Below are 12,754 nucleotides of genomic sequence, written 5' to 3'. Positions count from 1 at the left end.
GGCCTCAGGCTGGCTGAAGCGGATGACCGCACGCTATTTCGGACGCGATGGGGATGAGGCCCTGCCGCTCTATAACGCGGTGGTGCTGCGCGCCCGTGCGCCGCACTGGTATCTCGATGGCGGGGTGCCCGACACGGTCGATGGCAGGTTCGACATGATCGCCGCGATCCTGTCGCTGGTCCTGATCCGGCTGGAGGACGATCCGCAGGCGGCAACGCTGGCGGCGCGGTTGACCGAGCGGTTCGTGACCGACATGGATGGCCAGTTGCGCGAACTGGGTATCGGCGACATCGTGGTCGGCAAGCATATCGGCCGGATGATGGCGATGCTGGGCGGCCGCCTGACCGCCTATCGCGAGGGACTGGCGGGAGAGGCGGGTGCGCTCGACGCAGCGCTGCTCCGCAACCTGTATCGGGGGGTGGCGCCTGTCGATGGACAGGCCATCCCCCATGTGCGCGATGCGATGCGCACCCTGAACCAAGCGCTGGCGGCGGTGCCGCTGGCGCAATTGAAAGCTGGAGACCTGCCGTGACCCCCGAATGGAGCCGCCCCGAAAAGATCGATACGATCGGCGAGCGCGAAAAACCCGTCGCGATCCAGGCGTCCGAAGACGAACGTCGCGCGCTGGCGGGACGGTTCGGCCTGTTGTCGATCGACAGGCTCGACGCCGATCTGGTCGTGCGGCGTGACGCGATGGGCATCCTCGTCACCGGCAAGGTGCGCGCCGCCGTGGTACAGGCCTGTTCGGTGACCGGCGATCCGGTGCCGGCCAAGGTCGACGAGCCCGTGACGTTGCGCTTCGTCGAACCGGCGGGCCACGGCGGGGAGGAGGAAATCGAATTGTCCGAGGATTCGCTCGATACGATCGAGATCGAGGGCGGGACGATCGATCTGGGCGAGGCGGCGGCTGAAACCATGGCCCTGTCGCTCGATCCCTTTCCGCGCAGCCCGGATGCGGCATCGGTGTTGAAGCAGGCGGGGGTGATCAGCGAGGATGAAGCCGGCCCCTTCGGCGCGCTCGCCGGATTGAAGGCGAAGCTGGAAGGGAAGGAATAAAGGACGTTACGGCGTATCGGGCCCCAGGCTGGGGTCCAGATCGCGCGGACGGACAAACGCCACCAAGGTTGCGCTTTGCGACCGCGCCTCGCTCCATCGCTCGATCGGCAAGGTCATCTGCGCGACGGTGGCAGTGGGATATTTGTCCTCCGCCCGGTCGCGCAGCTCGCCGTCCAGCGCCATGTCGAGCACCAGATCCTCCAGCCCCGGATTATGCCCGACCATCAGGACATGGTCGCGATCGTCGGGCAGGGCATGGACCTGATCGAGCAGGCTGGCCGCCGAGGCGAGGTAAAGCGCCTTGTCCCATACCGGCTCCAGCTTGCGGCCATAACCGCTCCACACCTCGTCCAGCGTTTCGATCACCCGGACCGCGGGGGAGGCGAGGACATGATCGAAATGCAGGTCGAGCGATTTCAGATGCCGCCCCATCATCGCGGCGGCGCGGCGGCCCTTGGCATTGAGCGGCCGGTCGAAATCGCGCGAGACGGGGTCGTCCCAGCTCGATTTGGCGTGGCGAAGCAGGGTCAGCGTCTTCATCGGACCGGATTCTCCGTCGCGGCGGCTGGCAGGGACTGCGCCATCCCATGCCCGATCCCCGCGTCGGAGGAAAGCCGGCCCGCAACCCGCTCCACCGCCTCGTCCAGCGTGACGCGCGAAATCGCCACGCCCGGCGGGAAGGCGTCGAGCAGGCGAGAGGGCATGGCGGCGGACAACAGGACGAACGCCCCCCGATCGTCGCTGCGCCGGATCAGCCGCCCGAACGCCTGCGCCAGACGCGCGCGGACGATCCGGTCGTCATAGGCGCTTCCCCCACCTGCCAGCTTGCGGGCGGCATGAAGCACGGTCGGCTTGGGCCAGGGTACGCCCTCCATGACGACGAGGCGCAAGGATGATCCGGGTACGTCGACGCCGTCCCGCAAGGCATCGGTGCCGAGCAGCGAGGCGGCGGGATCATCGCGAAAGATATCCACCAGCGTCCCCGTGTCGATCGGGTCGACATGCTGGGCATGGAGCGCCAGCCCCTCGCGCGCGAGCCGGTCGGCGATCCGGCCATGCACGCCCCGCAGGCGTCGGATCGCGGTGAACAGCCCCAGCGTACCGCCACGCGACGCCGCGATCAGCCGGGCATAGGCATTGGCGAGCTGGGGAATGTCGCCGCGCTTTACATCGGTGACGATCAGGACTTCGGCACAGGTCGGATAGTCGAACGGGCTATGCGCGACGAAATGGGCAGGACCGCGCGCCAGATGCGGCGCGCCGGTCCGCGCCTCCGCCACGTTCCAGTCGCCGCCCGCCCGCAATGTCGCCGACGTGACCAGCGCGCCATGTGCAGGCTTCAGCACGATCTCGGCAAAGGGGCGGGTGGGGTCGAGCCAGTGGCGATGCAGCCCGATATCATATTCGCGCCCCTCGACGCGGTCGACCGCCAGCCAGTCGACGAAATCGGGGGCCACCGGCCCGCCGATCCGGGCGAGCAGCGACAGCCAGGCACCGACCGTCTCGGCCCGCCACGCCAGCGAGGCGATGGCGCCCTCGACCCGCGCCCGTGCCGGTCCGTCGAGCCAGTCCGGGGCTTCGTGCAGCACCGCCTCCAGCCGCTGCCCCAAGGTCACGAGCGGGCGCAGCAGTGCGTCGAGCGCATGGGCGGCGGGGCCGGCCGCATCGATCAGTTCGGGTGAGGGATCGGCGAGTTCGGTTTCCAGACCATAGCCTGCATCGCCCGGCTGCTCGGCACGGGCAAAGGCCAGGCCCCGCACCGCCGCCAACAATGTCTCGATCGGACCAAAGGGCTGTCCCTCCGCCAGCCGCCCCAGCCAGCCCTCGCTCGCCAGCGCCTGCGCCGCCTGTACCGCGTCGCCGATCGCGCGGTTGCCGCCCTCGTCATAGCTGGCGACGTCGGACAGGCGTGCGGCGAGACCCCGGCGACGGCCGCGCGATCCGGCCTCAGGTCCGAGAATCCAGCGGCGCAGCTCGATCGTCTCCGATCCGGTCAGCGCGGTCGCGAACATCGAATCGGCCGCATCGAACAGATGATGGCCCTCGTCGAAGACATAGCGGGTCGGCCGCGTCTGTGTCTCACGCCCGCGGGCGGCATTGACCATGACCAGCGCATGATTGGCGATGACGATATCCGCCTGGACCGAGGCGCGCGCGGCGCGCTCGATGAAGCATTTCCGGTAATGCGGGCACCCGGCATAGACGCATTCGCCGCGCCGGTCGGTCAGTGCCGCCGATCCGTTGCGCCGGAACAGCGTCGTCAGCCAACCCGGCAGATCGCCGCCGACCATATCGCCATCGCTGCTATAGGCCGCCCAGCGCGCGACCAGTTGCGCCAGCACCGCCGCCCGCCCGGCGAACCCGCCTTGCAGCGCATCCTCCAGATTGAGCAGGCAGAGATAATTTTCGCGGCCCTTGCGCGTCACCACGCGCTCCTTGCGCAGTACGGGATCGGGAAAGATCCGCGCCGTCTCGCTGCTCAACTGGCGTTGCAGCGCCTTGGTATAGGTGGAGATCCACACCGCGCCACCCGCCCGCTCGGCCCACAGGCTGGCTGGCGCGAGATAGCCCAGCGTCTTGCCGATTCCGGTGCCCGCCTCGGCCAGGACCATGTTCGGTGTGTCGCGTACGGCGCGCGGCGCGAAGGCGGCGGTGACGGCGGCGGCATAGGCGCGCTGGCCGGGGCGCTCCTCCGCGCCATCGCCGGTCAGATGGCGCAGGCGCTCCTCCGAATCCTGCGGCGGCAGGTCGATGGTGCGCGGGGCGGGGCGGGGGGCGTCTTCCTCCCATTCGGGCAGCGCGCTGAACAGCCAGCGCTCATTGCGTTCGGGGCGGGTAAGGCGCGGACCGATAAGCGGTGCCCAGGGCCAGCGCAGCCGTGCCAGGCTTTGTGCGGCGGTCCAGGCTCCTTCGCGTTCGGGCCAAGCGCCGTCCGGCGTGGCGAGCAGCGTTTCGGTCGCGCGAAGCAGGAACGCCGCCACCTCCGCATCCTGCTCGGGCGGTTCCAGCTTGCAGGCACGGGCAAGGCCGTGCGGGGTCGGCACCGCAAAACGCGCGGGGTAAAGAAAAGCGAACAGCTCAAGGATGTCGAGCCCCGACAATTCGGCATAGCCGAGCCGCTGACCGATCAGCGGGGCGTTGAGCAGGATAACGGGCGTCTCGGCGGCCAGCGCAATCGCCTCGCCCCGCGACACTGCACGCGTCTGCCCCTGGGTGGAAATCCACACACCGCTATGGCTGGCATGAAGGGCGGGGTGGGGAAGCGCGGTCACATCGAGGGATATCGGGGAGTGGGAACAGGATGGCAACGGGGCGTGATGGTTTTAATCGGCCTGCTCGGCACGTGTCTGGCTGTTCCACGTGGAACATGATCGTCTGTGGATAAATCTGTGGGCAAGATGCGAAGAAGGGGTGGATGACGCTGGGATAATGGGTGGATCGTGCAAAAGCATTTGTGCATCGCGCCTTGCCTTGTCAGAGGCAAATCCATGACAGACGAACTTCGCTCCACCGCTTTCGAGTCCAAGGCCTGGCCCTATGAGGAGGCTCGCAAGCTCCTCAAACGCTATCCCGACGGCAAGCCGGGCGGCGAGCCGATCCTGTTCGAAACCGGCTATGGCCCGTCAGGGCTTCCGCATATCGGCACCTTCAACGAAGTGCTGCGCACCACCATGGTCCGCAACGCCTTACATGCCCTGTCGGACCAGAAAACCCGGTTGATCGCTTTTTCGGATGACATGGATGGTCTCCGCAAGGTGCCGGACAATGTGCCGAACCAGGAGATGCTGCGCGAGCATCTCGGCAAGCCGCTGACCCAGGTGCCTGATCCGTTCGAAAAGTTCGACAGCTTTGCCGCGCATAACAATGCGATGCTGCGTCAGTTTCTCGACCGCTTCGGCTTCGAATATGAATTCGCCTCTTCGACCGAATACTACACCTCCGGTCGGTTCGACGACGCGCTGCGTCTGGTGCTCAAACATTATCAGGGCATCCAGGACGTGATGCTCCCGACCCTGCGGGCCGAACGGCGCGCGACCTATTCGCCCGTCCTGCCGATCAGCCCCAAATCGGGCATCGTGCTTCAGGTACCGGTCGAGGTCGTGGATGCCGAGGCGGGCCTGATCGCGTTCGAGGACGAGGGCGAGCGGATCGTCCAGTCGGCGCTGGGCGGGCTGTCCAAGCTGCAATGGAAGGTCGACTGGGCGATGCGCTGGGTCGCATTGGGCGTCGATTATGAGATGGCGGGCAAGGACCTGATCGACTCGGTCACCCAGTCGTCGAAGATCGCCCGCGTGCTCGGCGGCCGCCCGCCCGAGGGCTTCAATTACGAGATGTTCCTCGACGAGCATGGCGAGAAGATCTCCAAGTCCAAGGGCAACGGCCTCAGCCTCGACCAATGGCTGACCTATGGGCCGGAGGAGAGCCTGGCCTTTTTCGCCTATCGCGAGCCCAAAAAGGCCAAGCAGCTCCACATGGGCGTCATCCCGCGCGCGGTGGACGAATATTGGCAGTTCCGCACCAACTACCCGAACCAGTCGCTCAAGGAGCAGTTGGGCAACCCGGTGCACCATATCCATGACGGCAAGCTGCCGCAGGGAGAGCTGCCGGTGACGTTCGGCCTGCTGCTCAACCTGGTCGGGGTGATGGGCGAGGCGACCAAGGAACAGGTCTGGGGCTATCTCGCCAATTATGTGCCGGAAGCGTCGGCCGAGAAATATCCAGAACTCGACCGGCTGATCGACCATGCGCTGGCCTATGCCCGCGATTTCGTCGCGCCGACGCTTCAGCGTCGTGCCCCCGAGCCGCATGAGGCTGAGGCATTGCGCCAGCTCGACGCCCAACTGGCGGCGCTTGGCGATGGGGCGAGTGCGGAGGACATCCAGAACATCGTCTATGAAATCGGCAAGACCGACGCTTTCCCGTCGCTGCGCGACTGGTTCAAGGCGCTCTACGAGACGCTGCTGGGGTCGGCCCAGGGGCCGCGCATGGGCAGCTTCATCGCGCTCTATGGTGTGGATAACAGCCGCAAACTGATCGCCGAGGCGCTGGCCAAGGCGGCGTAAAAAGGGAAGGGGGGAGCCGGCCAGCTCCCCCCTTTTTCGTATCAGCCGAGATGCTCGGCGAAGAAGGCCATGGTACGCCGATCCGCCAGTTGCGCGGCCTCTTCCGAACGGCGCGATCCGAAGGCGGCGGCAAAGCCGTGATCCTCGCCGGGATAATCATGCAGCGTGACCTTGGGGTGATCGTCCAGCCCCTCATGCACCCGCTTCTGCGCCGCCTTGTCGACGAAATGATCCTCCTCGGGGATGTGGAGCATCACCGGCTTGGCGATGGCGTGCTTCTCCCCCAGCAGCCCGTCGATGCCGACCCCGTAATAGCCGACACTGGCATCAACATCGGTCCGTGCCGCGGTCATGAAGGCCAGTCGTCCGCCCAGACAATAGCCGACCACGCCGACCTTGAAGTCCGCGCCATGCTCGGCACGGATCGCGTGGATGGTCGCCTCGATATCACGAATGCCGCCGTCCTGATCGAACTGGCCCATCAGGTCGAGCGCCTGCTGCATCTCGTTCGGCACATCGGGGTCGAGTTCGATGCCCGGCGCGATCTTGTGGAAAAGATCGGGCGCGACGGCCAGATAGCCCGCCTCGGCCAGCATGTCGCATTTGCGCCGGATACCCGCATTGATCCCGAAAATCTCCTGGATGACGATGATCGCGGCGGACGGCTTGCCCTCCGGCTCGGCATAATAGGCATTGAATGCGCCCTCGCCGTGTCCGGCGGCGATGGTCTTGGTTCCGGTCATGTGCTGGCTCTCCTGAAGCAACGAGGCGTTGCGGGGTCATGGTCGACGCGACCATAACGCCTTATGGCTCTGTTGGTCGCGTGAAGGAGAATGACGCATGAAAGTGAATGTGGAAATCGACTGCACGCCCGAGGAAGCGCGGCGCGCCATGGGCCTGCCCGACCTGACGCCGATCCATGAACGCTATGTCCAGATGATGCTGGACACGATGCAGTCGGGGGTGAAGCCCGAGATGATCGAGGCGATGATGCGCAACTGGGCACCGATGGGCGAGGCGGGCATGGCGATGTGGCGGCGCATGTTCGAGGGGCAGAAGGGCTGATCCTTCCCATGACGGACACGATCTTCGCCGTATCGAGCGGACAGCCGCCCGCCGCGATCGCGGTGATCCGGGTGAGCGGACCAGGCGCCTTCGCGGTGGCCGAACGTCTGGCGGGGCGATTGCCAGAGCCGCGTCGCGCGGGGCTCCGGTCGTTGCGCGACGGGGAGGGGGCTTTGCTCGATTCGGCGCTGGTCCTGTGTTTTCCCGGACCAGCGACCGCGACCGGAGAGGATCTGGTCGAACTCCATTGCCATGGGGGGCGTGCCGTCGTTGCAGCGGTCGAGGCGGCGCTGGCGGAACATCCTGGTGTCCGTCGGGCCGAGCCGGGGGAGTTCACCCGCCGGGCCTTGCTCAATGGCCGGATCGATCTGGCCGAGGCCGAAGGGCTGGCCGATCTGCTCGAAGCGCAGACCGAGCGACAGCGACGCGCGGCGATCGGCGCGGTTGAAGGCCGGGTGAGCCAGGCGCTGCGCGGCTGGATGGATCAGCTTTCCGCGCTGTCCGCCGCGATCGAGGCGATGCTGGATTTCGCCGAAGAGGATGACGTGCCGCTCGACGCGGCGGTCGTCGCCCGGATCAAGCGCGACATGGATGCGCTGTCCGCCGCGATACTGGAGGTCGTCGATCGGCCGCCGGTCGACCGGCTGCATGACGGCATTCGCGTGGTGCTGGCCGGGCCGCCCAATAGTGGCAAATCGACCCTGCTCAACCTGCTGGTCGAGCGCGAGGCGGCGATCGTCTCGCCGATCGCGGGGACGACGCGCGACCGGATCGAGGCGAGCGTCCTGCGTGGCGGGATCGCCTATGTGCTGACCGACACTGCCGGGCTGGCCGAGGATACGGATGACGTGATCGAGGCGATCGGCGTCACCCGCGCGCAGGAAGCGATCGTGCAGGCCGATATCCTGTTGTGGATGGCGGATACCCCGCCACCGCGCGCGGACGCGATCTGGCTTCACAGCCGCGCCGATCTGCCCGAGCGGGCGGCCCTGCCCCCGGGGCGGCGGCTGGCGGTGCGGCGGGATGACAGCGCTTCGGTCGCGGCGGTGTGGGAGGCGATTGCGGAGGCGGCGGCGACCCTTCTGCCACGCGAGGACGCGATCGGGTTCAAGCGCCACCAGCAGGCGCAATGTCGCCGCGCGGCACAGGCGCTGATGGCGGCAGTGGCGCGGACCGACGATATTCTTCTGGTCGCGGAAGAGCTTCGCGTCGCGCGGCAGTCGCTGGCCGAGCTGCTGGGGGTCAGTGCGACCGAGACGATGCTGGATGCATTGTTCGGGCGGTTTTGCCTCGGCAAATGATGTTCCACGTGGAACGTTGAGCCGGATCGCTTTGACGCTGCCCGTCGCTTGGGATAGGGCGGGCGCATGTTTGATGTCGTAGTGATCGGTGGCGGTCACGCGGGAACCGAGGCCGCTGCTGCGGCCGCGCGCCGGGGTGCGCGGACGGTCCTCTTGTCCTTCGATCGTCATGGCCTGGGCGCCATGTCCTGCAATCCGGCGATCGGCGGATTGGGGAAGGGGCATATCGTGCGTGAGGTCGATGCCTTTGACGGGTTGATCGGCCGTGCGGCGGACCAGGGCGCGATCCACTACCGGATGCTCAACCGCAGCAAGGGCACGGCCGTCCAGGGCCCGCGGGTGCAGGCCGACCGGCGACGCTATGCCGGCGCGATCCAGGCGATGCTCGCGGCCCAACCGAACCTCACCATCGTCGAGGGAGAGGCCGAGGCGCTGGTCCTGAACGGCGACCAAGTGGCAGGCGTTCAGCTTGCCGATGGTGGCGTGCTGGCCTGTCGCGCGGTCGTGCTCGCGACCGGGACGTTCCTGGGCGGGCGGCTGTTCCGGGGCGAGGAGCGGCATCTCGGTGGCCGTATCGGCGAGCGGGCCGCGACCCGCATGGCGGAGCAACTTCGCGCGCTGGGCCTGCCGATGGCGCGGATGAAGACGGGCACGCCACCGCGTCTGGACGGTCGCACCATCGACTGGGCGCGGCTGGACGAGCAGCCCTCCGATTCCGATCCCTGGACCATGTCGCCGATGACGGCGACGCGGCCCCTGCCGCAAATCGCCTGTGCGATCACCCGGACGACCGAGGCGACCCATGCGATCATCGCGGATGCCTTTCATCGCTCGCCGCTGTTCACTGGCGCGATCGAGGCGAATGGGCCGCGCTATTGCCCGTCGATCGAGGACAAGATCAAGCGCTTCGCCGATCGCGACAGCCATCAGATCTTCCTGGAGCCGGAAGGGCTGGATGACCCGATCGTCTATCCCAACGGCCTGTCGACCTCGTTGCCGACGGATGTGCAGGCGGCGATGATCGCGTCGATGCCGGGGCTGGAACGGGCGGTGATCACGTTGCCCGGCTATGCGGTGGAATATGACCATATCGACCCGCGTGCGCTCGACGCCCGGCTGGCGCTGGGGGCGCTGGCGGGGGTGTTCTGCGCAGGCCAGATCAACGGCACGACGGGATATGAGGAAGCGGCAGGGCAGGGGCTGATCGCCGGGCTCAACGCGGCCGGTCATGCTTGTGACCTTGGCCCCGTCATCCTCGATCGCGCATCGAGTTATCTGGGCGTGATGATCGACGATCTGGTGTTGCAGGGCGTGACCGAGCCTTATCGGATGCTGACCGCGCGCGCCGAATATCGGTTGTCATTGCGTGCCGACAATGCCGAGACGCGATTGGGTGGGATTGCCGAGGAGGCCGGGTGCCTGTCCGCCGAGCGGTTGGCGCACCGACGGCGACGGCAGGCCCAGCAGGTCCTGTTGCGCGAACGGCTGTCCATCGCCCGGACCGCCTCCGATCTCGCGCGGAGTGGGGCGGCGATCGCACAGGATGGCGCGCGTCGCAGCGCGTATGAATGGCTGCGCTTCGACGGTGTCACACTGGCGCATGTCGCCGCCGATGCCGCGGACGGATGCGACCCGGCCGTGGTGGCGGAGACGCTCGAGGATGCGCGCTACGCCCCCTATGTCGAGCGCCAGGCCGAGGAGGTCGCGCGGCTGCGTGCCGATGAGCAGATCATCCTGCCGCCCTCGCTCGACTATGCCGTTATTCCGGGCCTGTCGCAGGAGATGATCGACCGACTGAGCCTCGCGCGTCCGGCGACGCTGGCGGCGGCTTCGCGGATTCGCGGCATCACTCCCGCCGCGCTGTCGGCGGTGCTTCTTCACGCACGAAAGGCGGCGGCATGACCGAAGACCAGGCACGCGACTGGATCGTCGAGCGGTTCGGCACGGACGCTGCCGAGCGGATCGATCATTTCCTGGCGCTGGTGATCGTCGAGAATGACCAGCAGAATTTGATCGCGCCCTCAACCATCCAGACCATCTGGTCGCGCCATGCGCTCGATTCGATGCAGCTTGTGCCACTCGCCGGGCGTAGCGACGGTCAGTGGGTCGATATCGGCACCGGTGGCGGCTTTCCCGGCATGGTGGTGGCCCTGGCCTGGGGCGGGCAGGTTGCGCTGGTCGAGCCGCGAAAGCGCCGCGCCGACTTTCTACGCGATTGTGCCGAACGGCTTGGTGTGGCGGACCGGGTGACGGTCCATGCCTCGAAGATCGAGGCGGTATCGGTCAAGGCCGACATTATTTCGGCGCGCGCGGTCGCCAGCGTCGAAAATCTTTTGCGCGCGGCCTCGCACTGCGGCAAACAGGAAACGCGGTGGTTGCTCCCGCGCGGCCGCCTTGACGAGCGCGAAATCAAGACCCTCAAGCGGCAGTGGCGCTTCGTGTTTCACGTGGAACATAGCATCACCTCGGCGGATTCGTCGATCGTGATCCTCGACCGAGTAGAGGCCCGATGATCTGCGTTGCCATTGCGAACCAGAAGGGCGGGGTGGGCAAGACCACCAGCGCCATCAATCTTGCCACCGCTCTGGCGGCGACGGGGCTGAACGTCCTGCTGATCGATCTCGATCCACAGGGCAATGCCTCGACCGGCCTCGGCATTCCCAACAGCCAGCGGATGTTCTCCAGCTATCATGTGCTGCTGGGCGAGGCGCGGATCGACGATGCGGTGGTCCATACGCAGGTGCCCCGGCTCGATGTCGTGCCCGCGACCGTCGACTTGTCGGGGGCGGAACTGGAACTGGTCGATTTCGAGAATCGGACGCACCGGCTTGATCAGGCGATGCGGCGGACGCAGGGCAATTGGGATATCGTGTTGATCGATTGCCCGCCCTCGCTGGGGCTGCTGACGATCAATGCGATGGTCGCGTCCGACTCGCTGTTCGTGCCGCTGCAATGCGAGTTCTTCGCGCTGGAGGGGCTGTCGCAATTGCTGACCACGGTGGAGCGGATTCGCGCGCGGTTCAATCCGGGGCTCGCGATTCTGGGCGTGGCGTTGACGATGTATGACCGTCGCAACCGGCTGACCGATCAGGTGTCGGCCGATGTGCGTGCGGTCCTGGGGGGTGTGGTGTTCGATACGGTGATTCCGCGTAATGTCCGACTGTCGGAGGCGCCCAGCCACGGCTTGCCGGCGTTGATCTATGACCATCGCTGCGTCGGCAGCCAGGCCTATATCGCGCTGGCCCGTGAGCTGATCGCACGTCTGCCGCTCCACAGCCAGCCAGGAGCCGCGGCGGCATGAGCGCGGAAACGGCCAAGCGTCCGCGTCCCGGTCTGGGGCGTGGATTGGGTGCGTTGCTGGGCGATATCGCGCGTGAGGCGCCGACCCGTCCGGGCGATCAGCCGGCGCCGGGCGGGGTGCGGATGCTGCCCGTCGGATCGCTGTCGCCCCATCCCGATCAGCCGCGGCGCCATTTCGAGGAAGCGGCGCTCGACGAACTCGCCGCCTCGATCGCGGCGCGCGGGCTGATTCAGCCGATCGTCGTTCGCCCACATGGCAAGGATTACCAGATCGTCGCGGGCGAGCGTCGCTGGCGCGCGGCCCAGCGTGCGCGGCTGCACGAGGTGCCGGTCGTCGTTCGCGATTTCGATGACGCGCAGACGCTCGAAATCGCGCTGATCGAGAATATCCAGCGGCAGGACCTCAACGCGATCGAAGAGGCGCAGGCCTATCAGCGGCTGGCGGGCGAATTCGGCCATACCCAGGAGGCGCTGGCCAAGATCGTCCACAAGTCGCGCAGCCATGTCGCGAACCTTCTCCGCCTGCTCGAACTGCCCGATACGGTGCAGTCGCAGGTGGTCAGCGGCGCGCTGTCGATGGGCCATGCGCGTGCGCTTTTGGGCGCGGACGACGTGGAATCGTTGGCCGATCAGGTGATCGTGCGCGGCCTGAGCGTGCGTGAGACCGAAAAGCTGACGCGCGAGGCCAAGGGTGGCGGTCGCAAGGCGACCTCGGGCGACCGGCCCACGAACAAGCCGTCGGGTCAGGATGCGGCGGATGCGGACATCGCGGCGCTGGAGGGGCAATTGGCCGATCTGCTCGGCCTGACGGTGCGGATCGCGCATGGCGAAAAGGGCGGCACGCTGACCCTCAGCTATTCGACGCTCGATCAGCTCGACATGGTGTGCCAGCGGCTGACAGGTGAGGGGATTTGAAAGCGGGACGCTGGTCTGCTTCGCAGACAGGCGCAATTGGCTTTTGATTTCTGA

12 protein-coding genes are annotated in these 12,754 nt (G+C 66.9%); 9 read left to right on the top strand and 3 right to left on the bottom strand.

Going from position 1 to position 12,754, the window contains the following annotated elements; genetic code table 11:
* Nucleotides 1–22 precede the first annotated feature (22 nt).
* Nucleotides 23–532 (top strand): ubiquinol-cytochrome C chaperone family protein, encoded by a 510-nt coding sequence (locus ABDV78_RS05610; RefSeq protein ID WP_343526329.1) that lies wholly within the window; start codon nucleotides 23–25, stop codon nucleotides 530–532.
* Nucleotides 529–1,056, top strand: coding sequence for a DUF177 domain-containing protein (locus ABDV78_RS05605; RefSeq protein ID WP_343526298.1), 528 nt, complete (start codon nucleotides 529–531; stop codon nucleotides 1,054–1,056). The genes ABDV78_RS05610 and ABDV78_RS05605 overlap by 4 nt, the downstream gene beginning before the upstream one ends.
* A gap of 6 nt (nucleotides 1,057–1,062) precedes the next feature.
* Here ABDV78_RS05605 and ABDV78_RS05600 read toward each other — a convergent pair whose 3' ends face one another.
* Together ABDV78_RS05600 and ABDV78_RS05595 are read right to left on the bottom strand one after the other, a co-directional pair.
* Entirely contained in the window at nucleotides 1,063–1,596 is a 534-nt protein-coding gene (locus tag ABDV78_RS05600) for a histidine phosphatase family protein (RefSeq protein ID WP_343526297.1), read from the bottom strand.
* On the bottom strand, nucleotides 1,593–4,328 hold the full coding sequence (locus ABDV78_RS05595) for an ATP-dependent DNA helicase (protein ID WP_343526296.1): 2,736 nt from the start codon (nucleotides 4,326–4,328) through the stop codon (nucleotides 1,593–1,595). Before ABDV78_RS05595 ends, ABDV78_RS05600 begins: the two co-directional genes overlap by 4 nt.
* Before the next feature lie 216 nt (nucleotides 4,329–4,544).
* On the opposite strand from ABDV78_RS05595, the gene ABDV78_RS05590 reads away from it, so the two are divergent.
* Nucleotides 4,545–6,119: a lysine--tRNA ligase gene (locus ABDV78_RS05590; protein ID WP_343526294.1), complete on the top strand. Its 1,575-nt coding sequence runs from the start codon at nucleotides 4,545–4,547 to the stop codon at nucleotides 6,117–6,119.
* A 41-nt stretch (nucleotides 6,120–6,160) separates the two neighbouring features.
* On the opposite strand, the gene ABDV78_RS05585 is transcribed toward ABDV78_RS05590, so the two are convergent.
* Complete coding sequence (locus ABDV78_RS05585) at nucleotides 6,161–6,862, bottom strand: dienelactone hydrolase family protein (protein WP_343526293.1); 702 nt, start codon at nucleotides 6,860–6,862, stop codon at nucleotides 6,161–6,163.
* A 97-nt stretch (nucleotides 6,863–6,959) separates the two neighbouring features.
* On the opposite strand from ABDV78_RS05585, the gene ABDV78_RS05580 reads away from it, so the two are divergent.
* The 6 genes from ABDV78_RS05580 (at nucleotide 6,960) to ABDV78_RS05555 (ending at nucleotide 12,700) form a co-directional block, all read left to right on the top strand.
* Nucleotides 6,960–7,184 carry a DUF6489 family protein gene (locus ABDV78_RS05580; RefSeq protein WP_343526291.1) on the top strand — a complete coding sequence of 75 codons (225 nt, stop codon included), beginning with the start codon at nucleotides 6,960–6,962 and terminating at the stop codon, nucleotides 7,182–7,184.
* An 8-nt stretch (nucleotides 7,185–7,192) separates the two neighbouring features.
* Nucleotides 7,193–8,485 carry a tRNA uridine-5-carboxymethylaminomethyl(34) synthesis GTPase MnmE gene (mnmE, locus tag ABDV78_RS05575; protein WP_343526290.1) on the top strand — a complete coding sequence of 431 codons (1,293 nt, stop codon included), beginning with the start codon at nucleotides 7,193–7,195 and terminating at the stop codon, nucleotides 8,483–8,485.
* 66 nt (nucleotides 8,486–8,551) lie between these two features.
* A complete protein-coding gene (gene mnmG, locus ABDV78_RS05570) occupies nucleotides 8,552–10,387 on the top strand; it encodes a tRNA uridine-5-carboxymethylaminomethyl(34) synthesis enzyme MnmG (RefSeq protein ID WP_343526289.1) in 1,836 nt (611 codons plus the stop codon).
* Nucleotides 10,384–10,998, top strand: coding sequence for a 16S rRNA (guanine(527)-N(7))-methyltransferase RsmG (gene rsmG / locus ABDV78_RS05565; RefSeq protein WP_343526286.1), 615 nt, complete (start codon nucleotides 10,384–10,386; stop codon nucleotides 10,996–10,998). Before mnmG ends, rsmG begins: the two co-directional genes overlap by 4 nt.
* Nucleotides 10,995–11,786, top strand: coding sequence for an AAA family ATPase (locus ABDV78_RS05560; RefSeq protein WP_343526285.1), 792 nt, complete (start codon nucleotides 10,995–10,997; stop codon nucleotides 11,784–11,786). Before rsmG ends, ABDV78_RS05560 begins: the two co-directional genes overlap by 4 nt.
* Entirely contained in the window at nucleotides 11,783–12,700 is a 918-nt protein-coding gene (locus ABDV78_RS05555; RefSeq protein WP_343526284.1) for a ParB/RepB/Spo0J family partition protein, read from the top strand. The genes ABDV78_RS05560 and ABDV78_RS05555 overlap by 4 nt, the downstream gene beginning before the upstream one ends.
* The last annotated feature ends 54 nt before the right edge of the window (nucleotides 12,701–12,754 follow it).

This window comes from Sphingomonas sp. (assembly GCF_039594485.1).
Classification (GTDB): domain Bacteria; phylum Pseudomonadota; class Alphaproteobacteria; order Sphingomonadales; family Sphingomonadaceae; genus Sphingomonas.
Note: the sequence above shows the minus strand (reverse complement) of the source record. Positions and strands in the feature narration are given on the sequence as shown.

Excerpts from the sequence above, each read along its gene's own strand:
- ABDV78_RS05610 (WP_343526329.1), top strand. The coding sequence starts at position 23 with ATGACCGCACGCTATTTCGGACGCGATGGGGATGAGGCCCTGCCGCTC.
- ABDV78_RS05560 (WP_343526285.1), top strand. The coding sequence starts at position 10,995 with ATGATCTGCGTTGCCATTGCGAACCAGAAGGGCGGGGTGGGCAAGACC.
- mnmG (WP_343526289.1), top strand. The coding sequence starts at position 8,552 with ATGTTTGATGTCGTAGTGATCGGTGGCGGTCACGCGGGAACCGAGGCC.
- rsmG (WP_343526286.1), top strand. The coding sequence starts at position 10,384 with ATGACCGAAGACCAGGCACGCGACTGGATCGTCGAGCGGTTCGGCACG.
- ABDV78_RS05590 (WP_343526294.1), top strand. The coding sequence starts at position 4,545 with ATGACAGACGAACTTCGCTCCACCGCTTTCGAGTCCAAGGCCTGGCCC.
- mnmE (WP_343526290.1), top strand. The coding sequence starts at position 7,193 with ATGACGGACACGATCTTCGCCGTATCGAGCGGACAGCCGCCCGCCGCG.
- ABDV78_RS05580 (WP_343526291.1), top strand. The coding sequence starts at position 6,960 with ATGAAAGTGAATGTGGAAATCGACTGCACGCCCGAGGAAGCGCGGCGC.
- ABDV78_RS05600 (WP_343526297.1), bottom strand. The coding sequence starts at position 1,596 with ATGAAGACGCTGACCCTGCTTCGCCACGCCAAATCGAGCTGGGACGAC.
- ABDV78_RS05585 (WP_343526293.1), bottom strand. The coding sequence starts at position 6,862 with ATGACCGGAACCAAGACCATCGCCGCCGGACACGGCGAGGGCGCATTC.
- ABDV78_RS05555 (WP_343526284.1), top strand. The coding sequence starts at position 11,783 with ATGAGCGCGGAAACGGCCAAGCGTCCGCGTCCCGGTCTGGGGCGTGGA.